A 20,574-nucleotide genomic window follows, 5' to 3' on the forward strand; every position below is an offset into this window, starting at 1 on the left:
ATATAATGCTTTTATAAAGTCCGGCTAAATAGCGCGACCGCTTGTTGGTACATATTAATGGCAAGGGCTGCATCGTATCGCTCGCCTTCATCGCGCATAAAAGCATGTTGGGCATTAACTTCTTGCCATTGGTAATTTATCCCCGTAGCTACACATTGCTGATAAATTTTAGTACGACCTTTTTGCGGTACGTGCGGGTCTTGTTTGCCCCATATAAAGTGAATTTCGCCTTGTATGTCAGCCATGCGCTCAAATGAGTTATTGCCAGCTTGTGCTGGTAATGTATTGCTGTGTATATCAGTCGCGTATAAACAAAATGCCGCATTAACTTCAGGGTTTAGTGCTGCTCTATAAGCTAAATGCCCACCAATACATACGCCCATTGCGCCTACTGTACCTGTGCAATAGCTTTGTTGTTTTATAAAATCGATCATGGCTTGCGTGTCACTATCATGATGTTCAAGTGGCTTTGCCCACTTATCGGCATTGCCTTTATCTTTACCTGCATCATCGTAAGCAAGCACAGTACCTATAGGATTTAACTCGTGAAACACTTCCGGTACTAATACCACAAAGCCATGGCTTGCTAAAATAGCTGCGCTGCGTGCAATAGGTGCAGTTTGCTGAAAAATCTCAGAATAAAAAATAACAGCAGGAAATTGCCCTTGCACTTGGGGGCGGTAAACAGTGGTTCGCATTAAACCTGTAGGTGTTGGCAAGTCTGCATTATGTAGTTGAATTATCATAAAAGCGCTCAGTTAAACAAAAATATATAACTGATATGGTAACTGAGCGCGATAAAATAAACGACTTTTGTAGTCAGTTTTTAAATACTTGCAGGCATTTTATTACAACTAGCGTAATAACTTACTGTGGCCGGCCAATCTGAAAATATAGCCATTACCCCCACGTCTTTAGCGAGTACATCAACGACCGTCATCATGTCGCCATCGTTATCTATCACATCAGCGATTGATTGATAATAATAGCCACCGCCTTCATTAAGTGGTCCTGAGCGTTCAAGACTCCATGCAATAAGCTCTAATCCTGCCGCTTTAGCGTCAATTGCGTATTGCGATGGCACAATATTACTTTCGCTGTCTATTGTTAGCATCATCCAAATTGGAGGTGCTAAAATTTTAACGCCATCGGCAACAAGCTCATCCATACTCGGTTGCCATGTTTGCGGGTTGTTTGGATCAAATCCTGCTTCATTGTCGCGACCATCTAAGTATACGCTTTTATCTGCAAAATCAGGATTGGTGTTAATCCAGTATTTTACGTCATTAAGATTAAACGATTGCGGATAAACTTTTGAGGCTGGCACACCCATTTGTGTGTATTCGTCTAGCATTTTTTGCGCGTATTGCTCTTGGGTCATTCCATTAAATGGCATACTTACTTGCGGTGATTTAAGCTCTGGTGTCATTTTTACGCCCATCTCATAAAACAATGCAATACTTTGCTTATGAGTCATTAATGTCCCTTGGGTCGCATATAAGTCAGTGCGCCAATTGGGAGTACCATCCATGTAATCGGCAACGGTAGTTGCATTTGTGTTTGCACCATCCATTTTACCTTCAAGGGTTAAAAACTCCGCTAAGCTTATATCGCTGGTACAGCATTTAGCTGAAGCGGCAATACCATTAGCAGGGTCGGCTGGTGTAAATGGCACACTGCATTTAGCTGCAAGTTCAGGAATGGCCAAAATATTGGTTGTGGTGTGTAAGTCACATTGAGAGTGGCGGCATACAAGTTCTTTATCGTTTGTAAAAGTAACATCGCATTCAACAATACCTGCGCCCATTCTAGCTGCTGCAATGTATGCTTCTTTAGTGTGCTCAGGATACTGCATTGATGCACCGCGATGACCAATTGAAAAGTCAGTGCGGTAAAAAGGACCTTCACTGCATGACTCTAATTGTGTTTTTAAAGCGCTGTCGCTCATATCATTGACTAAATAATATGGACGAGTGCCTAGTTGAATATCTGGCGCGTTACCATTTGGTACTTCTACAATAACAGGCGTAGGTACTTCAACAACTTCAACTTCGGTGTTGGTAACAACCACTTCTTTTTCTACTATTTCTGCATCGTCATCGCAGCCTGCAAGTGTGGCTAACAATATACAGCTTGTAAGTAAGGTAATACGCTTCATTATTTATCCTTAAAAAGTAAAATTTGTACTACCTTAATGATTATTAATGACAATTTAGCTACAAGTTTATTAATTTACTTTTTATTAATTTACTTTTTTATTAATAATTTGATTCACTATTAATGCACCTAACATTATAGCTGCTCCAATACTTAGCCTAACAATGTCAGCGTCTCTATTCCATATAAGGACATTAACTATAATACCAGCTGGGATTAGTAAGTTATTCATTACGGCTAAAGCTCCAACGTTGACGAGTGTTGCGCCTTTATTCCACATAAAGTAACCAAGGCCCGATGCAACAACTCCTAAATAAATCAGTATTCCCCACTGAGTAGAAGTGCTTGGTAATTTGTTTGAATTACCAAATAATGCATAACAAATTGTGGCAATAATAAGTGCGCCTATAAAAAACCATCCAAATACGGTTTTATCATCAAGCTGATTGTTCATCATTAAGCGTTTATAGGTCACTTGACCTACAGCAAAACTGATATTAGCACCTTGAACAAGCAATAATCCGATTATGAAGTTGTTATTTAGGTTTTCGAAACGAATGGTAATTGCACCGATTACGGCAATAAGCGCGACTATAAAAAAGCGTGGGTTAAACTGTTTATTCAATGCATCGTTTAATAAAGTGATGTAAATAGGGGTCATTACTGTAAATAGCAGTACTTCGGGTACGGTTAAAAATAAAAATGAGTGGTAATAAAAGCTGTACATAATACCAAGCTGTACAGCGCCAATCAGCATAAGCTTTAAGGCTAAAGGTTTAGGCGTTGTTTTAAGTTTTAAAAATGGTAAAAATACCAGAGTGGCTAGTGCTATGCGAATTAACACACTAAACCATGCATCAACTTGGCCGGCTAAATACACGCCAATTAAACTAAATGAAAATGCCCAAAGTAAAGTTACTGCAAATAAGTACCGCATAGCTGTCGTCTTTAAATAATTAATGGCAGCAGTTTATCTGTTATAAATTGATGTATAAACAATAAAAGCCCGCAAGCGGGCTTTTATAAAGTCTAAAATTAATGAACTACGTTACTAATTACTCAACTAAGTTATTAATTATTCAACCAAACCACGGCGCTTAAGTAATGCGTCGGTTGTTGGTTTTTGACCTCTAAACTCAATGTAGCTTTGCATTAAGTCGCGGCTGTTACCTTTTGATAGGATTTCTTTACGGAACTTATCACCATTTTTACGTGTTAAGCCGCCGTTATTTTCCATATGTGCAAAGGCATCTGCTGCAAACACTTCAGTCCAAAGGTATGCGTAGTAACCTGCTGAATAACCACCAGCAAATGTGTGGCTAAAGAAGTTTGATTTATAACGCGGTGGTACAGGGTAATAAGCAATGCCGTGTTTTTCTAACGCGTCTTGCTCAAATTTTTGAACGTCAGTAATCTTTTTATCAGAGCCAAATGAATGCCATTCCATATCAAGTAGTGCAGCGGCTAAATATTCAGTAGTGCCGTAACCTTGGTTGAATTTTTGCGATTCAAGTACTTTATCAAGTAAAGCTTGTGGAATTGGCTCACCTGTTTTGTAGTGCTTAGCGTAGTTAGCAAGTACTGTTGGTTCAATCATCCAGTCTTCGTTTGCTTGCGACGGAAATTCAACAAAGTCACGCGCCGTTGCAGTACCCGCTAGACTTGGGTATTTAACATCTGAGAATAAACCGTGAGCAGCATGACCAAATTCATGGAACATTGTAGACACTTCGTCAAATGTTAATAATGTAGGCTCGCCTGCAGCTGGCTTTGGAATATTTAACGCGTTGTAAATAACCGGTTTAGTACCTTTTAAGCCGCTTTGACTTACGTATGCACTCATCCATGCACCGCCACGTTTACCTTCACGTGCGTATGGGTCTAAGTAAAATAAACCAATAGCACTGCCATCAGCGTTAAATACTTCGTACGCTGTTACATCTTCATGATAAACAGGTAGGTCTTTACGTTCTTTAAACGTAATACCGTAAAGTTTGTTCATCGCGAAGAATAGACCGTCGTGAATAACCGATTGCATTTCAAAGTATGGTTTAACTAATGCTGGATCTAAGTTGTACTTTTCTGCACGTACTTTTTCAGCATAAAAAGTCCAATCCCACGGTTTAAGCTCAAAGCTCTCGCCTGAATCGTTAATCACTTTTTGAATTGCTGCAGCTTCAATTTTAGCTTTTTCAACTGCTTTTGGTGCTAGGTCATCAAGGATGCCGTAAACGTTTTCAGTTGTTTGTGCCATACGCGACGTCATTACATAAGAAGCCCAATCTTTGTAGCCTAAAAGCTCTGCTTTTTGAGCGCGTAGGTTGGTTTCTTTAATAATGATAGGGCCGTTAGTTTTTGCTGCACGATTTGCAGAGGCTTTAAAAATACGCTCACGTAGGTCACGGTTTTCAAGGCTTGATAAAATTGGTTGTTGCGTTGTATTTACCAAAGTGATCATGTAGCCGTCTTTGCCCGCCTTTTTAGCCGAAGCTGCAAGGCCTGCAATTTCACCTTCAGAAAGACCCGCTAATTTACTTTTATCTGTAACTACAATAACGTCTTCTTTAAACGATTTTAAAATGTTTTGTGAAAACGCAGTAGACAGCTGAGCTAGCTCTGAGTTAATTTCACGCATTTTAGCTTTTTCAGCGTCGTTTAATTTAGCACCTGCTTTTACAAACTGCTTGTAGTAAAAATCAACTAGGCGTTTGTCTTCTGCGTTTAATTTATCTTGATTGTCGTAAATTGTTTGTACGCGCTTAAATAATTCACCGTTTAAGTAAATATCATCTGAGTGAGCAGATAATACAGGCGCCATTTTTTCATCAATACGCTGGTATTCAGCATCTGAAATTAAACCAGATAAGTTATAAAAAGCAGCTGATACGCGATTTAATAGCTCACCTGACAACTCCATTTTAACTAATGTGTTTTCAAATGTAGCAGGAGCAGGGTTGTTAGCAATAGCTTGTACTTGTGCTGTGTGCTGAGCGATACCTGCATCAAATGCAGCTTCGTAATCTTTTGTACCAAACTTATCAAATTCTGGTGCCATATATTGCAATGGGCTAGGCTTAAATAAAACATTGTTTGCGTTCATGTCTTGCACTTGTGCTGCGCCTTCTTTTGCCATGTTTTGTGTATCGTTAGATGAACAGGCAGATAATATTAAAGCACTAGCAATAGTAGTGGCGATCAGGGTTTTACGCATAATAACTCCATAGAAAGATTAGCCGGAATAGGCTTTGCGAGTCGAAAAACCTAGTTAACTTATCAAATTTTGGGGTTTATACAATAAAGTTTATCGGTATTAAGGGGGATTTTAACGCAAATTAGCTAATATTTAGCTTTAAGGGAGGTAAAAGTAGCTCTAAAAGTAAACACTTGAGCTACTTATATAGGTCTTAGATTCATAATTGCCTAGTTATATCCAAGTACAAATTTTCTCTCAGAGCCAAAACTGCTTGGTTGTTGTTGGCCAAACTCTTTGTTAATAGATGCCAGTGTTTGCTCTTGCTCTGCAAGAAGGCACAAAATTTTATTTCGATAATCTAGGCTGCTCTCAAACAATTTTAAATCTACCTGCGGCTGCAAAGTTGCCAGCCTTTGATTTAAAGTTAGTTGTGACATAGTGATCTCCAATGCTTGTACACTATTTATATAGCACTCGGTGCAATAAAGAGTTAATAAATTGTTCATAAAAAGCATTTTGAACTTATTAACTTGGCGTTTTAGTTATATTATGACTGCTAAACTTACCCAACACTGAACCGCTTTTACTTTACAGTGATTTAAATTTAAAGCGCTCCTTTGCTTGTTTTGGAAAATAAATGACCTTAGAACACATAAACCAAATTCTTGCCTTTGTTGTATTTAGTTACAGCGATGTACACATTACCGTAGCAAAAATTATTCAAGTGCCTTTAATACTATTCGCTATTTGGTTTCTTGTTACGCGTATTGGCAAGCTAATAACAAAAACATTATTGGCAAAAAAGTTAAGCCAAGATGCCGTGCATTTATTTACGCGTATCTACTTTATTTTAAGTATCGCAATTTTAATTTTTACATCTTTAGAGGTATTAAGCATACCGCTGACTGCATTTGCTTTTGTGTCAGGTGCCATAGCTATTGGCGTAGGCTTTGGTGCGCAAAATATAATTAATAACTTCATTAGTGGCTGGATATTAATGTGGGAGAGACCAATACGTATTGGCGATTTTTTAGAAGTGGGCAATGCAAAAGGCGTGGTAGAGACGATTAATACACGCTCTACACGTATTCGCCGTAACGATGGCGTTCATATGCTTATACCTAACTCTCAGCTTTTAGAAAACACAGTAACTAATTGGACGCTAATAGATGGGAATGCACGCTCGTCGGTAAGCGTTGGTGTTGCCTATGGTTCAGATGTGCTGCTGGTTAAAAAGTTAATTCAGCAAGTACTTGATGAGCATGAGGCTATTTTGGCTAATCCAAAGTCGTCGGTGTTGTTTGATGACTTTGCAGATAGCTCACTGGTATTTAATGCTGTTTTTTGGGTGTGCGCCGAGTCAGAAACCATGCTTAGAAAAGTGCGCAGTGATATTCGATTTAGTATTTACGCTGTATTTGAAGAGCATGATGTTGTTATTGCTTTCCCGCAGCGTGATATTCATATCGACGGTGAAATTGCAATTAAGCGCCCATAATCCAAATACAGTCACTATTGGAAGTCGCTCGCGGGCGACTTTTTATAAAAAAGTAGGTGTTTCTATTTTAGGTTAACATGTAAAACAATTCCTTCTCCCTACTCCATTTTATTAAATTCAATAAAGGACATATGTCCGCATTGCTGGGGTTTTGCATCTAAATAGTGGTAAAAACACGTGGTTTTGTAGTTAAATGTTGCAAAAAAGTTTCTGATTATGTCTGTATTTATGCAGTAAAATTGTCACACAATGGTATAATCTTCATCGTTCGTTCAGCCTTATAACATCGTTTTTGTACTCTCGGTAATAAGGTCCGCGCGCATGACGCAAGTCGCGAAAAATTGAACGAGCCCGCAATGAATACATTGCGCAACACAAAAAACCGTTGAACAAGAGTGCACAAAAAAGGTTAAACCCAACATGAAAGCAATGAAAAGATCTACGTTAGCTACCCTAATCAATGCAACGTTGTTCTCTGCAGTAGCAGGTACTTCATTTTCTTCTTTAGCTGCTGAAGAAAAAACAGCTAAAAAAAGTAATCAACTAGAAGTTATTCAAGTAACAGCTCGTAAACGTGTAGAAAACGCTCAAGAAGTACCTGTAGCTGTCTCTGCACTTCAAGGTGATAACCTTGATGCGTATAGCTCAGCTGGTATGGACATTCGTTTTTTAAATGCGAAAATTCCAAGTTTATCTATTGAATCTTCATTTGGTCGTTCATTCCCACGCTTTTACGTTCGTGGTTTAGGTAATACCGATTTCGATTTGAATGCATCGCAACCCGTATCGCTTGTTGTTGATGAAGTAGTTCAAGAAAATGCAATTTTAAAAGGCTTCCCAGTATTTGATGTTGAACGCGTAGAAGTATTACGTGGACCACAGGGAACTTTATTTGGGCGTAATACGCCAGCTGGACTTGTTAAGTTTGACTCTGTTAAACCAAGCCAAGAATTTGATGGTTATGGCTCTGTTTCATACGGTAGCCGTGGCGCTGTAGACACAAGTGGTGCTGTAGGTGGTGCTTTAACTGACCGTTTATCTGCTCGTGTTTCATTATTATGGCAAGACAAAGACGATTACATTGATAACCAAGCTCCAGGCTTTGAAGCTAAAGACGAGCAAGGTGGTTACACTGAAAAAGCGGCACGCGTTCAGTTTTTATATGAAGGCGATGATTTTACTGCTTTATTAAACTATCACACACGTGACTTAGATGGCTCGCCAATTGCTTTTCGTGCAAACGTAATTAAAGCAGGTACTAATGAGCTAGTAGACAACTATGAAAGTGATGTTGTTTATCAAGATGCGGCATCTCGCTCTACTCAACAAGTAGAATCTGAAGGTGCAAGCTTAAAGCTTGAGTGGGAACTTAAAAACCACACAATCACTTCAATTTCTGCATGGGAAAGTGCTGAAATATATTCGCGTGCTGACATCGATGGTGGTTACGGCGCTTCATACACAGATGATATGGGGCCTGGTTTTATCCCTTTCTCTTCAGAAAGTGCTGATGGCATTCCAGATCACGACCAGTTGACGCAAGAACTACGCTTATCTAGTAACTTTGATGGCGATTTAAATTATCAAGTAGGTGTTTTTTACTTCGATGAAGAGCTAACTATTGAAAACTACAGCTACGATACATTCTCAACCCCCGATGCTGGTGTTTTAAATGGTTTTGTACGTCAACAACAAGATACAACTGCTTGGGCTGTATTTGGTTCTGTAGATTATACTTTTTCAGATGATTTAAAAGTAACAGCCGGCCTTCGCTATTCTGACGATGATAAAGATTTTGTAGCAGACCGTACACTTAGCCCAATTGGCGGTGGTGCATTACTAGTAGAGCGTGATGTTAGTGACGACCATGTTAGCTGGGACTTATCTGCAAATTATAAAGTAAACGATGATGTTAACTGGTATGGTCGTGTAGCAAATAGCTTCCGCGCTCCGAGTTTACAAGGCCGTATTTTGTTTGGTGATGAGGTAACTACAGCTGAGTCAGAAACGGTAACATCGTACGAAACAGGTATTAAATCAGACGTGCTAGACGGCCAAGGCCGTGTTAACGCTACGGTATTTTACTACACAATGGATGACCAGCAACTTACTGCTGTAGGTGGTGGTGCTAACTTTAACCGTTTAGTTAATGCTGATAAAACGACTGGCTATGGTTTTGAGTTAGATACGCAGTGGGTATTAAGCGATGAGTTTAATGCGACATTTAATTTAAGTTATAACAAAACTGAAATTAAAGATAAAAACTTAGCTGTGGCTGTTTGTGCACAGTGTACTGTAACTGACCCAATTAATGGTTCAGGACTTGCTGTGCTTGACGGCAATAGCTTACCGCATGCACCTGAGTGGATCTCTAACTTTACGCTTCGCTACACTAAAGAACTTGCCGATGGTAACTTCTTTGCTAGCGGTGATATTTCTTACCGTAGTAAAATCAATATGTTCCTTTACGAATCAGTAGAGTTTGAAGGTAAAGAGCTTATTGAAACAGGTTTGCGTACAGGTTACACATGGTCTGAAGGCGATTACGAATACGAAGTAGCCGCATTTGTTCGTAACTTATTTGATGAGCAACAAGTTATTGGTGCAGTAGACTTTAATAACAATACGGGTATTGTTAATGAAGAACGCTATGTTGGTGCTGAATTTAAAGTTAACTTTTTCTAAACGTTAACCTAAATTGTATTAATTTTGAAAGCCTGCCTTGTGCAGGCTTTTATGTTTTTATAAAGCTGGTAAAGTAGCGTTAATTAATTTAAAGAGATAAGAAAATGGCTGGATTTTGGAATTACCGTGTAATTTTTTGTGAAGCAACGAAAGACGAAGCAGCACAATATCAAATACACGAAGTAGAATATAACCTGAACGGTAAAGTGACTAACTGGTCAGAAACAGGCGCAGCCCCTTTTGGTACAACACTTGATGAGTTGAAAGATGACTCAGATCGTTTAAAAACAGCATTTGAAAAACCAGTACTTAAAGTTATGCGTAAAACACGTGGTTATGAGCTTGTTGATGTTGAAACAGGTGAAGAAGCAACGGGTGAGCCACCAGCAGGTTTGACTCAGTAATAGTATTAATAAAGGCGCTTAGGCGCCTTTTTTATTGTCAAAATTTAGCTTAGGTTAAATAATACCAACCTGCATAAATCTTTGATCAATTTAACGAGTTAAATTGCACTATAACGTCGTTAAAAATTTTTTATTTAGAACAACTAGATACAAAAATTTTTGCCTAGTTCTAGCGTAATTTTCTTAACGTTAAATAGACCCCATATATAAGCAGATTGGTATAAGGAGTGAGGATGACATTACAGGCAGTATTATTTGATATGGATGGCACATTAGTTGATTCAGAAAGCATGCACTTTGTATGTTGGAGTAAACTACTTAAGCCTTATGGTGTTAGTTATTTAGAAAATGATTTTTGTCAGCGCTTTTCAGGACGACCCACTTTAGAAGCTGCAATAGAGATTAAGCAAGAGCATAACTTATCAGTAAGCGCACAGTTTTTAGCGGATGAAAAATACCGTTTGTTTGGCGAATTTGTAATAACACATTTACCGCCCCTGATGCCATTTACAGAGCAAACGTTGAAAGCTGTAAAGGCGAGTGGCTTAAAAATGGCGCTAGTAACAGGCAGTGCTAAAAGTGAAGCCATGCCAATACTTAAAGGTTTAGGATTTTATGAGCTGTTTGACGCAGTTGTGACAAAAGACGATGTAACTAATCCTAAACCTGCAGGAGACCCATATTTATTGGCACTTAAGCAGATAAATATACAGGCAGGCAATGCAATTGCTGTTGAGGATACATTTACCGGCGTTACGGCTGCCAATAACGCCTTATTGCGTGTTGTAGCCATTGCCAATAGTCATACTCAAGGGCATGACTTTAGTCAAGCTACCTATCAAATGAGCAACTTAGATGAGTTTTGGCAATGGGTGCAATCTCAACTATAGTTTAAGCCAACTTTGACTTGCTTGGATGCGCTAATGTTTACTATCAAACATCTACTTTTTATTACTGTAGTACTTTTTACGCAATGCATAAGTGCAGCACCGCCGTCTGTTTTATTAGCTAAAGTATATGATGAAACTAAACATTACGATGTAAGTAAGTATTTAGTCAGCGAGAAATATGATGGTGTAAGAGCCATATGGACCGGTACGCAGTTTGTTACTCGCAAAGGAAATATTATCAATGCACCAACTTGGTTTACAGCGCCATTGCCAAATGTATGGCTTGATGGTGAGTTGTGGACCAAACGTCAGCACTTTTCTGAGCTTAGTGGCATAGTCAGAACTAAAATCCCTAACAATCATGATTGGCAAACTATTACTTATAAAATATTTGATATGCCTGATGAAAATCTGCCTTTTAGCACTCGTTATAAAAACTATAATGAGCTTATTACTAGCCTAAACTCGCCGCACATTAGCGCTGTGGCGCAATACAGTTTTACTAATAACGAGCAACTCACTGGTTACTTTAAAAAAATAACTAAGCAGGGAGGCGAGGGCGTAATGCTTCATTTAGCAAGCGCTAAACACAGTGATGGGCGAAGCAATGCCTTACTAAAATTAAAGCCTTATTTAGATGCGGAAGCAGTTGTGATTGCGCACTTACCAGGCAAGGGTAAATACCAAGGTATGTTAGGCGCATTAAGGGTGAAAACAGCACAAGAGCAGGTGTTTTCTATTGGTACAGGGTTTAGTGATGAAGAACGTAAAAACCCACCAGCCATAGGAAGTATTGTCACGTATCGATTTCATGGTTTAACAAAAAATGGTTTACCGCGTTTTGCTAGTTTTTTACGGGTAAGAGAGAGTTTATAGCATTTATAATTTTTACAAAGTGTGCTAAATTGCGCGGCCTTTTTGGTAATGTGTGGTGAAGTATGTTTGTAGGTTTTGATTACGGTAGTTCTAATTGTGCTATGGGTGTAATGAGCGAGGGTAATGTTCAATTAGTACCGCTAGAGCAAGGAAAACATTACTTACCATCTACACTTTACACTCATCACAGCGCGTTGGTTGTTGACTTTGTTGCTAAGCATTTACATGGCACAGCTCATGAGCGTGATTTTTTAACGCAGCGCCAAGCATTATTAAATACCTTGCCTCGAATTAAATCAGACCTTGATTTACAACCTTCAGATGAAACCTTGTTTATTGGCCGTGAAGCAATTAGCGAGTACGTACAGTTTCCTGAAGAAGGGTACTTTGTTAAGTCCCCTAAATCATTTTTTGGCGCAACTGGCCTTAAACAAGGTCAAATCAACTTTTTTGAAGATATCGCAACAGCGATGATTCTAAAAATAAAGCAACGTGCTGAGCTCTCTCTAGGTAAAACCCTCACACAAACAGTGATTGGCCGCCCAGTTAACTTTCAGGCTGTGGGTGGCGAGCAATCAAACCAACAAGCGGTAGGTATTTTAGAACGCGCAGCTAAACGCGCAGGCTTTAAAGACGTAGAGTTTTTATATGAGCCACTTGCTGCGGGTATCGATTACGAGAGTGATTTAACACACGATCAAAAAGTACTCGTTATTGATATTGGTGGTGGTACAAGTGACTGCTCGTTTGTACAAATGGGTCCGAGCTTTAGAGGAAGTAGTCAACGCGATAGCGATTTTTTATCACACAGTGGTAAACGTGTTGGCGGAAACGATTTAGATATTGCATTGAGCTATCATGGTTTAATGCCATTACTGGGTTTAGGCAGTACGTTTAAGTCGGGCTTACCATTACCAAATCAAGCATTTTGGCAAGCGTGTAAAATTAACGATGTAAACTTACAAAGCCAATTTTATAGTGAAAGTCATACTCGTGAGCTAAATGCACAATTACGTGATGTAAGTGCACCTGATCTTTATAAGCGTTTAATACATTTACAGCAAAACAAGCAAGGTCATCAGTTAGTACAACAAGGTGAAGCGGCTAAAATAGCACTTTCATCAGCTAGTGCGTTTGATTGTGATTTAAGCTTTTTAGATAGTGGGCTGAATAAAAATGTATCGGTAAGCGATTTAGCTGTTGCCGTTGAGAGTAGTATTAGCCAAATAGTTACTTTAGCAAAACAAGCAATCAGCGACGCTGCGACCACGCCAGACATTATTTACTTAACAGGCGGTAGTGCACAGTCACCATTGATTAAAGCGGCTTTAAGTGAGCACTTAGGTAATATAAAAATGGTTAACGGGGACCACTTTGGTAGTGTAACTGCTGGCCTGACTAAATGGGCCAGCATGCTTTATAAATAACCTAGATTACAATTGAGGTTTAAAGATCTATTTGTCGGGTTGCGAGGTATTTTTCGTAATCTGGCAATGTACGTTCAAGCTCTACATCCATAAGCGGTGAGCTCAATAACATATCGGCGCTTACTTCATTACACGCCACCGGAATATTCCAAACAGCTGCTAAACGAAGCAGCGCTTTAACATCAGGATCATGAGGCTGTGAAGCTAATGGGTCCCAAAAAAATATCAAAACATGTATTTCATGTTCCGCTATTTTAGCGCCAAGTTGCTGATCGCCGCCCATTGGGCCACTTAAAAGTTGGACTACATCAAGCCCTGTGGTTTTTTGGATTAAATGCCCCGTAGTACCGGTGCCATATAAAGTGTGTTTGCTTAATATGTCTTTGTGCTTTTCACACCATACTTTTAATGCTGCTTTTTTACCATCGTGTGCAACTAATGCAATATTCTTTTGCGCGGGAAGAGATTGTGTTTTTTGTTCCATGCTGATTCTTTTTATTAGTTAACCACTATTTTGGTTAGTTAAAATAATAGATTGATAGCAAGGGCAATAAAAACAATACCGGTGATCCTATCAATCCAAAGTTGGCTGTTTGGGTTACGTCTAAAAAACTGTGCAATTTTGTCGCCAAAATAAATATACGTGCAGTCAATCGGAAAAGCAAAAATAGGGTAAAGCAAGCCAAAAAAAGCGAGTTGAAAAGTAGCAGATGAAAGCGTTGGATCTACAAATTGCGGAATAAATGCAATAAAAAACAGCGCCACTTTAGGGTTTAGCACTTCAGTCATCATGGCTTGAAACATGACATTACTTTTTTTACTGGTACTTATATGCGGTTTATCGGTTTGCTTGCCTTCAGATATAGGCTCTGGCTGCTTTAGCGTGCCTTTAATCATCATAAACCCCAAATAACATAAGTATGCTGCGCCTGCATATTGCACTGCGGCATAGGCACTTGGGGAAGCTTTTAGGACTGCGCTTAGGCCTACAACAGCAAATAGAGTATGAATAACCCCACCTAATGCAAAACCAAAAGCACTTTGCATACCGGCGCTTCGACCATTAGCAAATGTTTGTGCCATCAAAAATGCATTTGATGGCCCAGGTGCTACAGCCATTAAAAAGCTGGCTAATAAAAACGAGACTAAAAAATCAGGATTGATCATTGAGCGCTTTTAGTTGGGTGTAAAGTATGAGCTTTTTTGCTCATTAAAATAAGCCAAAGCGGAACTAGCAATAATAAGTGAAAAGCAATTAACCACGGTGTACTTAACCCTAAATATTGGGTTAAAACAACGAGTATACTCGCGCCACTCATTTGCATAGCACCAAGTAATGCCGAGGCTGTGCCTGCTTGTTTAGGAAAGCTCGACAGAGCCATACCTGCAGCTGAGCCTAAACTTAGAGCAAAGCCTAATGCTGCAATTAAGATAGGTAACATAAGCGCAAATGCCGTTTCTATACTGCTAAGGGCTAGCATTAAAACGCCTGAAAAAACCAGTACACTCACACCGACACGCAAAGCACGTTGGCTATTTCGTTTAATGTACGTTGGTAAAATAAAACTAGCGACAATACTTATTACGGCATTTAACGTAAACCAAAAAGTAAAGTCGGCTACAGTGCCGCCTAAATGCGTAATAAGCCAGCCTGGAGCTAGCGTCACATAAACTAATATTGCCGACATTGAGACCATGCAAATTAGGCTATTAAACAAAAATACCGGTGTTTTTATAATAGGTGTAAAGCGACGTAAATCTAAAATATGCCCCTGATAATGGCTATCAGCAGGACGAGTTTCTCTAAAAAAGAATAGCGTAACAACAAGCCCTACAATGGCAAACGCGGTTAAAAACATAAAGTTCATACGCCAGCCAAATTGTACGGTAAGCCAAGCTCCTAAAATAGGTGCCATTGCCGGAATAAAGCACACAATTCCGTTAAGGTAAGTGATCATTTGTCCACTTCGTTCACTGCCATATTTGTCACGTACTATCGCAAATGCGACAACAAATGTGGCACAGGCTCCAAAACCTTGAAGGGCACGTGCAATCATCAATACTTCAAAAGAAGGCGAGTAATAGGCAAGTAATGCTGAGCCTGCATATAAACTTATACCCACTATAGCCACTGGCTTTCGGCCAAACCTATCGGCCAAAGGCCCCGCAATTAATTGGCCTAAACCTACTGTTAGCATAAAAATAGCAACGGTTTGCTGAACTTGTTGTTCTGTAACTGCAAATTGTTCTGCAATAGTAGGAAAAGCGGGTAAGTAAATATCGATTGCCATAGGGCAAAATATAACGAGTAACGCTAGGATAAGTAACAAAGTCATATTAGGTTTAGCGGGCTGTGTTTGCATTGAGTCTCCTTTTGCCGAGTATTTTAGGTGGGCACTCGTAAAAAAGAAAGGGCTTATGACCCCTGCATAGGTTGTCATTTTTATTTTTTGATTGGATTAAGCTAAAAAGGCAGTGTAAATGCACTTTTTAAAACTGGTCTGATGTGTTAATTTGAAAAAAGTAACTGTTGATGGAAAATAATAATGAGTAATAAATCTGCACTTGTACAAACATGGCATAAATTTAAGCGCCTACCTTTTGGGAATTGGCTTTTTACTAAAGCTGTTTGCTTTAAAGCGCCATATTTTGGTTCAATGAAACCTTACGTGCTCGACCTTCGAGAAGGGCATTGTAGTGCGTTGGTTAAAAATCGTCGCAGCGTTCATAATCATATTGGAACTATTCATGCTATTGCGCAGTGTAACTTAGCTGAATTGTGTGCAGGTGTAATGGTTGATGCAACAGTGCCAGTTAAAACGCATCGTTGGATCCCAAAAGGCATGACAGTTAGGTATTTGGCTAAAGTAGATACAGATGTAAGAGCAGTCGCTGAAATTGATTTACCGCATAAGTGGATTGATAAAGAAGACTTAGTAGTACCGGTTAAACTGTATAATACCCGCAATGAGCTTGTTTTCACTGCAGATATTACAATGTATATTACTGAAAAAAGGTAGCTTACGTTAAGCTGATTCTACTTAGTTTTTATCAGCGGCTTGTTTATTTACAAACGATAAGTCGCTGCCATCTTCCTTCAACAATGCTTTAACTTCTTTTGCGGGTTTAAGCTCTTTCGAAATTAGTTCAGGCTCTTCTTTTTCAAAGCGTTGCTTTAAACTGCCTTCAATTACTGCACCTGCATCAATACTCAATGTATCGTGAAACACATCGCCATGAACATGAGCGCCACTTTGTACCTTTACTTCACTAGCATTAATTGACCCAATAACTTTGCCTTTAACAATAACGCTTTTAGCTTCAACAATACCTTCAACAACACCCGTTGAGCCAATAACTAAATGCTCCACTTTTATATCGCCATCAATACGGCCATCAAGCTGTACTTCACCTTGGCTAACTAAAGTGCCTGTAAGGCGTACGTCTTCAGAAATAATAGACGGCGTGTGATTCACTCTTTTTAAATTAGAGCTAACTGTTTTTTGTTTTTTTCTACCAAACACGAGAAAGCGCCTTTGTTATTTTTAGAGGATTGACTTGTTTATCATTAAGTAATACTTCGTAGTGTAAATGAGTACCTGTACTTCTGCCGGTACTGCCCATTAGGCCGATTACATCATGTTTAGTGATTGATTGACCTTTCTTTACTTTAATTTTATTTAAGTGTCCAAATCGAGTTACTAAGCCATTTTTATGTTCAAGCTCAATAAAGTTACCATAACCACCATTACGACCGGCACGAAGCACTACAGCGTCTGCTGGGGCAAATATCTCGGTTTTATGCCAACCTGCTAAATCAATCCCTTTATGAAAAGCATGATTACTATTCATAGGATCTTTTCTAAGGCCAAAATTACTCGAAATATAGTATTTAGCTTTAGCTAAAGGCAGGGTGTTTGGTAGCTCAGTTAAAAAGTTTTCTAAATTATTTAATATTAATAACTTATCAACGATGGCTAAAAAGTGGCTTGGAATTTTTGTTTCGTTAAATGTATCAAGTGGGCCACCTTGTGCGGTTGTTTGGGCGCTTAATATTAGGTGTTGCTCAAGCGCAGACTCAATTCCTGCGCCTTTGACCATAGCTAAAATAGCTTGGTGACGTTCGCTAATTTGGTTATCTAAAAAGTTAAAGCTTTGCTCATAATGTTTATCCAAATTAGCAATTCTTGCTGCGAATGTGATTGGAGTTATTAACTGAGCCTGTATATCTTTTAGGTTTTCATCGACTAATGGTTCGTGAAATTCATTGCTGTTTTCATTGATTGGTACGTCAAGTTCTGTATCAAGCTTAATGACATCTTTGCTAATTGAAGCGGGAAGGGATTCTATCATGCTTTGCAGTAGTGCCTGCTTTTGTTCAAGCACTGCAAGTTGTTCTAACTGTGTTGCTTGAAGAGCTTGCTGTTCACTGACTTTTTGTTGCCAAAGTGTTTGCTCGTTTATTTGACTTTGTTCTATGTCAGAAATTTTATTTGTTTGTGTGTAAACACGAAAGCTAGAAATACTCAGCCAAGTGAAAGTGACTAAAATAAGCAATGCTACAAGAAGTTGAAACCAAGAGGCTAAAACAACATGCTTAACTTCGCCATTTTGACGAATAAGTAGCTGTCGAGCTGGGAAAAATTTATGATAAAAAGACTTTATAAATACTGACATGGCATATAAACACTGGCTATTAACCGAATTAAGATAGCAATTTGAGTTAAAAAAGCTAGAAAAAAATTGTAACTGTTCAAAAATTAATAAAAAAGGGCTGCTTTTAACAAGCGACCCTTTTATATTTAATTTATGGAAATGTATTATTTTGTAGGCAGTACTGTGCTCTCTACTGAGCCAAAACCTATACGTACATAGCCTTCTTTTTTACACCAGCCACGCATAATAACGTTATCGCCATCTTCTAAAAAGCTACGTTGTTCGCCATTGCTTAACGTGATTTTTTCTTTGCCGCCACGAGAAAGCTCAAGTAAAGAGCCCGCTTCTTCATGCGTTGGACCAGACTGAGTGCCCGAGCCTAACATGTCACCAGGCATAAAGTTACAGCCATTTACTGTGTGGTGAGTAACCATTTGTGCCACAGTCCAGTAAGAGTGCTTAAAGCTAGATGTTGATACGCGTGTAGGGTTATGACCTTCGCTGCGCATTTTTTGCGTTTGAATCTTCACATCCATTTGAATATCAAAAGCCCCTTGTTCACGGTTAGCATTTGATTCTAGATAGTCCATTGGTTGTGGATCGTTTTCATCACGCGTCCAGCTTGTTCTATAAGGTGCTAACGCTTCGGTTGTAACAATCCAAGGTGATACAGTTGAGGCAAAGTTTTTAGCTAAAAATGGACCAAGCGGTTGGTATTCCCATGCTTGTAAATCGCGTGCCGACCAATCGTTAAATACACAAAAGCCAAATACGTGGTTTTCTGCATTTTCAATCGCAATAGCATCGCCCAGTGTATTACCTTTACCTAAGTAAATACCTACTTCTAGCTCGTAATCAAGGCGCTTACACGGACCAAATGACGGTACTTCTGCATCTGGCGCTTTAGTTTGACCTTTAGGGCGATGAAATGTTTGACCTGATACGTCAATAGATGAAGAACGACCATGATAACCAATAGGTACCCATTTATAGTTAGGTAGTAATGGGTTATCAGGGCGAAATAAACTGCCCACGGCGGTTGCATGGTAAATAGAGGTGTAAAAGTCGGTGTAATCACCGATACGACAAGGTAGCGAAAACTCTATATCAGATTGTGCTACAAGCGTATCGCTAAGCGCTTGTTGGTGCTCAGAGCCTGCTCGTAGTGCTTTTGAAAGCGCTAAACGAAGTGCTGACCAATACTGCCCCCCTAAACCCATAAATGTATTTAGAGTTGCTTCACTTGCTGCATCAGCGGCTGTTTTAGCGTCACCTGTTAAAACATTTAATTTACTCAGTTTTGCTAAATCAATTACTTGGTCACCAATTGCAACACCACCACGAAAGGCCTCATCAGACCCTTTACGGCGAAACTCTGCAAACGGTAAGTTTTGAATAGGGAAGTCGCAATTATCAACATTAGCTGACTCTACCCAGCTGGTTAAATTAATATCGTGGGTTTCGTTAATTAGGCTCATTACATTTCCTTTGGATTTTACTGTATGGCGACAAGGTATAGTTTATTTAATCATACTTGTACTTGGCGCCATACTTTTTAAATATTAAAACGACAAAAAGCAGCGAAGTTCGCTGCTTTTAATTTACTCAAATATTTTATAAAACGCCGCGACGCTCTTGGTCGCGTTCGATTGATTCAAATAATGCTTGGAAGTTACCTTCACCAAAGCCACCATCATCAACGCGTTGGATCATTTCTATAAAGATTGGACCAAATAAGTTTTTAGAGAAAATTTGCAATAAATAACAATTTTCACTTTGGCTATCTACGAGTATCTGGTGCTGACGAATTTTTTCTTTGTCTTCAGCAACCCAAGGTACTCGGTCAAAAATAGTATCGTAGTACTCTGGGATAATATCCAAAGTAGCGATTGTTGATTTATCAAGCTTATCAAGAGAGCTTACTAAATCATCTGTTAAAAACGCTAAATGCTGAACACCAGGGCCGTTGTATTCGCCAAGGTATTCGTCAATTTGGTTGTTATCGTTTCCTTTACCTTCATTTATTGGAATAGAGAAGGTGCCACAAGGGGACTTAAGTGCATACGAAATAAGCGCTGTTTTTTGACCTTTAATATCAAAGTAGCGCACTTCTGTAAAACCAAATACGTCTTTATAAAAGTTAGCCCATTTTTCCATGGTGCCTTTATAAACGTTATTAGTTAAATGATCGATTCGGATAAAGCCTTTATCTTCTACAACGTTTTGCGTTTCTAAATCTTCAAAATCACTTTCGTAAATAGTGCCTTTGTCGCCAAAATTTTCAATAAAGTAAATTAGGCTGTCGCCAATGCCATAAATTGCCGGGTAAGGCATGTTTTTATGTGTTGAATCAGTGGCTGGTTTTGCACCACGCTCTACTGCAGTTTCAAATGCTTTTTGCGCATTCTCAACACGCCAACCCATTGAACAAATAGCAGGGCCATGGCTTTTAGCAAATTCAGCAGAAAAACCTTCACGCTCGTTATTCAGTAAAAAATGAATATCGTTTTGGTTGTAATAAACAATGTCTTTACCTTTGAATTTTTTAAGCTTAGAGAAGCCAAAATCAGTAAATACTTTATCCATATAATCAGCATCAGGTGTTGCGTATTCGGTAAATTCAATACCGACTAAACCTAAATAGTTATTTACTTCACTCATTATTATTACTCCCGCAATTAAGCACTGCGATTATGTGTTGTTGTCATATTGCAGTAGATAATCAACCAGATTTTTGATTTGGGGAAGAGGGGAACACTATTTAGTAAATGTGGTATGTGTAAATTTA

Annotated in this window: 19 protein-coding genes; 7 read left to right on the forward strand and 12 right to left on the reverse strand. The window is 39.0% G+C overall.

Annotated features, from left to right (window positions below):
- Positions 1-11: 11 nt before the first annotated feature.
- From I6F53_RS06015 to I6F53_RS06035, 5 genes are all read right to left on the reverse strand, one after another.
- Positions 12-746, reverse strand: coding sequence for a dienelactone hydrolase family protein (locus I6F53_RS06015; protein WP_197238893.1), 735 nt, complete (start codon positions 744-746; stop codon positions 12-14).
- A gap of 80 nt (positions 747-826) precedes the next feature.
- Positions 827-2,158 carry a glycerophosphodiester phosphodiesterase family protein gene (locus tag I6F53_RS06020; RefSeq protein WP_197238894.1) on the reverse strand — a complete coding sequence of 444 codons (1,332 nt, stop codon included), beginning with the start codon at positions 2,156-2,158 and terminating at the stop codon, positions 827-829.
- Between the two features lie 84 nt (positions 2,159-2,242).
- Positions 2,243-3,094, reverse strand: a complete 852-nt coding sequence (locus I6F53_RS06025; protein WP_166419964.1) for a carboxylate/amino acid/amine transporter — start codon at positions 3,092-3,094, stop codon at positions 2,243-2,245.
- Positions 3,095-3,232: 138 nt separating this feature from the next.
- Positions 3,233-5,368, reverse strand: a complete 2,136-nt coding sequence (locus tag I6F53_RS06030; RefSeq protein WP_197119109.1) for a M3 family metallopeptidase — start codon at positions 5,366-5,368, stop codon at positions 3,233-3,235.
- Between the two features lie 209 nt (positions 5,369-5,577).
- Positions 5,578-5,787, reverse strand: coding sequence for a hypothetical protein (locus tag I6F53_RS06035; protein WP_197238895.1), 210 nt, complete (start codon positions 5,785-5,787; stop codon positions 5,578-5,580).
- Between the two features lie 200 nt (positions 5,788-5,987).
- Here I6F53_RS06035 and I6F53_RS06040 point away from each other — a divergent pair, with 200 nt between their 5' ends.
- The 6 genes from I6F53_RS06040 (at position 5,988) to yegD (ending at position 13,130) form a co-directional block, all read left to right on the forward strand.
- Positions 5,988-6,848, forward strand: a complete 861-nt coding sequence (locus I6F53_RS06040) for a mechanosensitive ion channel family protein (protein ID WP_197238896.1) — start codon at positions 5,988-5,990, stop codon at positions 6,846-6,848.
- Between the two features lie 420 nt (positions 6,849-7,268).
- Positions 7,269-9,533 carry a TonB-dependent receptor gene (locus I6F53_RS06045; protein WP_165740498.1) on the forward strand — a complete coding sequence of 755 codons (2,265 nt, stop codon included), beginning with the start codon at positions 7,269-7,271 and terminating at the stop codon, positions 9,531-9,533.
- Between the two features lie 104 nt (positions 9,534-9,637).
- Positions 9,638-9,937 carry a hypothetical protein gene (locus I6F53_RS06050; protein WP_101217785.1) on the forward strand — a complete coding sequence of 100 codons (300 nt, stop codon included), beginning with the start codon at positions 9,638-9,640 and terminating at the stop codon, positions 9,935-9,937.
- 233 nt (positions 9,938-10,170) lie between these two features.
- Positions 10,171-10,827, forward strand: a complete 657-nt coding sequence (locus I6F53_RS06055) for an HAD family hydrolase (RefSeq protein WP_166419967.1) — start codon at positions 10,171-10,173, stop codon at positions 10,825-10,827.
- A 33-nt stretch (positions 10,828-10,860) separates the two neighbouring features.
- Positions 10,861-11,703, forward strand: coding sequence for a DNA ligase (locus tag I6F53_RS06060; protein WP_166419968.1), 843 nt, complete (start codon positions 10,861-10,863; stop codon positions 11,701-11,703).
- A 62-nt stretch (positions 11,704-11,765) separates the two neighbouring features.
- Complete coding sequence (gene yegD / locus I6F53_RS06065) at positions 11,766-13,130, forward strand: molecular chaperone (protein WP_197238898.1); 1,365 nt, start codon at positions 11,766-11,768, stop codon at positions 13,128-13,130.
- Between the two features lie 19 nt (positions 13,131-13,149).
- Here yegD and I6F53_RS06070 read toward each other — a convergent pair whose 3' ends face one another.
- Genes I6F53_RS06070 through I6F53_RS06080 form a run of 3 tightly spaced genes read right to left on the reverse strand, consistent with a single transcriptional unit; the run spans position 13,150 to position 15,493 of the window.
- Complete coding sequence (locus I6F53_RS06070; protein ID WP_076925439.1) at positions 13,150-13,614, reverse strand: methylglyoxal synthase; 465 nt, start codon at positions 13,612-13,614, stop codon at positions 13,150-13,152.
- Between the two features lie 38 nt (positions 13,615-13,652).
- Positions 13,653-14,297 (reverse strand): LysE family translocator, encoded by a 645-nt coding sequence (locus I6F53_RS06075; RefSeq protein ID WP_165729037.1) that lies wholly within the window; start codon positions 14,295-14,297, stop codon positions 13,653-13,655.
- Positions 14,294-15,493, reverse strand: a complete 1,200-nt coding sequence (locus I6F53_RS06080; RefSeq protein ID WP_165729038.1) for a multidrug effflux MFS transporter — start codon at positions 15,491-15,493, stop codon at positions 14,294-14,296. Before I6F53_RS06080 ends, I6F53_RS06075 begins: the two co-directional genes overlap by 4 nt.
- Before the next feature lie 183 nt (positions 15,494-15,676).
- On the opposite strand from I6F53_RS06080, the gene I6F53_RS06085 reads away from it, so the two are divergent.
- Positions 15,677-16,150 carry a hotdog fold domain-containing protein gene (locus I6F53_RS06085; RefSeq protein WP_007581322.1) on the forward strand — a complete coding sequence of 158 codons (474 nt, stop codon included), beginning with the start codon at positions 15,677-15,679 and terminating at the stop codon, positions 16,148-16,150.
- Positions 16,151-16,171: 21 nt separating this feature from the next.
- On the opposite strand, the gene I6F53_RS06090 is transcribed toward I6F53_RS06085, so the two are convergent.
- The 4 genes from I6F53_RS06090 to hppD form a co-directional block, all read right to left on the reverse strand.
- Entirely contained in the window at positions 16,172-16,654 is a 483-nt protein-coding gene (locus tag I6F53_RS06090) for a bactofilin family protein (protein WP_007581324.1), read from the reverse strand.
- A complete protein-coding gene (locus I6F53_RS06095) occupies positions 16,644-17,807 on the reverse strand; it encodes a M23 family metallopeptidase (protein WP_165740503.1) in 1,164 nt (387 codons plus the stop codon). The genes I6F53_RS06090 and I6F53_RS06095 overlap by 11 nt, the downstream gene beginning before the upstream one ends.
- A 143-nt stretch (positions 17,808-17,950) precedes the next feature.
- Positions 17,951-19,264 (reverse strand): fumarylacetoacetase, encoded by a 1,314-nt coding sequence (fahA, locus tag I6F53_RS06100; RefSeq protein ID WP_165742200.1) that lies wholly within the window; start codon positions 19,262-19,264, stop codon positions 17,951-17,953.
- Between the two features lie 136 nt (positions 19,265-19,400).
- Complete coding sequence (gene hppD / locus I6F53_RS06105) at positions 19,401-20,447, reverse strand: 4-hydroxyphenylpyruvate dioxygenase (RefSeq protein WP_024589439.1); 1,047 nt, start codon at positions 20,445-20,447, stop codon at positions 19,401-19,403.
- Positions 20,448-20,574: the final 127 nt, after the last annotated feature.

The sequence above is a fragment of the Pseudoalteromonas sp. SWN29 genome, from assembly GCF_015864465.1.
In the GTDB taxonomy this organism is placed as follows: Bacteria; Pseudomonadota; Gammaproteobacteria; order Enterobacterales; family Alteromonadaceae; genus Pseudoalteromonas.

What these genes read in the sequence shown, in the direction of transcription:
- I6F53_RS06015 (WP_197238893.1), bottom strand. Translation starts at nt 746, where the DNA reads ATGATAATTCAACTACATAATGCAGACTTGCCAACACCTACAGGTTTA.
- I6F53_RS06020 (WP_197238894.1), bottom strand. Translation starts at nt 2,158, where the DNA reads ATGAAGCGTATTACCTTACTTACAAGCTGTATATTGTTAGCCACACTT.
- I6F53_RS06025 (WP_166419964.1), bottom strand. Translation starts at nt 3,094, where the DNA reads ATGCGGTACTTATTTGCAGTAACTTTACTTTGGGCATTTTCATTTAGT.
- I6F53_RS06030 (WP_197119109.1), bottom strand. Translation starts at nt 5,368, where the DNA reads ATGCGTAAAACCCTGATCGCCACTACTATTGCTAGTGCTTTAATATTA.
- I6F53_RS06035 (WP_197238895.1), bottom strand. Translation starts at nt 5,787, where the DNA reads ATGTCACAACTAACTTTAAATCAAAGGCTGGCAACTTTGCAGCCGCAG.
- I6F53_RS06040 (WP_197238896.1), top strand. Translation starts at nt 5,988, where the DNA reads ATGACCTTAGAACACATAAACCAAATTCTTGCCTTTGTTGTATTTAGT.
- I6F53_RS06045 (WP_165740498.1), top strand. Translation starts at nt 7,269, where the DNA reads ATGAAAGCAATGAAAAGATCTACGTTAGCTACCCTAATCAATGCAACG.
- I6F53_RS06050 (WP_101217785.1), top strand. Translation starts at nt 9,638, where the DNA reads ATGGCTGGATTTTGGAATTACCGTGTAATTTTTTGTGAAGCAACGAAA.
- I6F53_RS06055 (WP_166419967.1), top strand. Translation starts at nt 10,171, where the DNA reads ATGACATTACAGGCAGTATTATTTGATATGGATGGCACATTAGTTGAT.
- I6F53_RS06060 (WP_166419968.1), top strand. Translation starts at nt 10,861, where the DNA reads ATGTTTACTATCAAACATCTACTTTTTATTACTGTAGTACTTTTTACG.
- yegD (WP_197238898.1), top strand. Translation starts at nt 11,766, where the DNA reads ATGTTTGTAGGTTTTGATTACGGTAGTTCTAATTGTGCTATGGGTGTA.
- I6F53_RS06070 (WP_076925439.1), bottom strand. Translation starts at nt 13,614, where the DNA reads ATGGAACAAAAAACACAATCTCTTCCCGCGCAAAAGAATATTGCATTA.
- I6F53_RS06075 (WP_165729037.1), bottom strand. Translation starts at nt 14,297, where the DNA reads ATGATCAATCCTGATTTTTTAGTCTCGTTTTTATTAGCCAGCTTTTTA.
- I6F53_RS06080 (WP_165729038.1), bottom strand. Translation starts at nt 15,493, where the DNA reads ATGCAAACACAGCCCGCTAAACCTAATATGACTTTGTTACTTATCCTA.
- I6F53_RS06085 (WP_007581322.1), top strand. Translation starts at nt 15,677, where the DNA reads ATGAGTAATAAATCTGCACTTGTACAAACATGGCATAAATTTAAGCGC.
- I6F53_RS06095 (WP_165740503.1), bottom strand. Translation starts at nt 17,807, where the DNA reads ATGTCAGTATTTATAAAGTCTTTTTATCATAAATTTTTCCCAGCTCGA.
- fahA (WP_165742200.1), bottom strand. Translation starts at nt 19,264, where the DNA reads ATGAGCCTAATTAACGAAACCCACGATATTAATTTAACCAGCTGGGTA.
- hppD (WP_024589439.1), bottom strand. Translation starts at nt 20,447, where the DNA reads ATGAGTGAAGTAAATAACTATTTAGGTTTAGTCGGTATTGAATTTACC.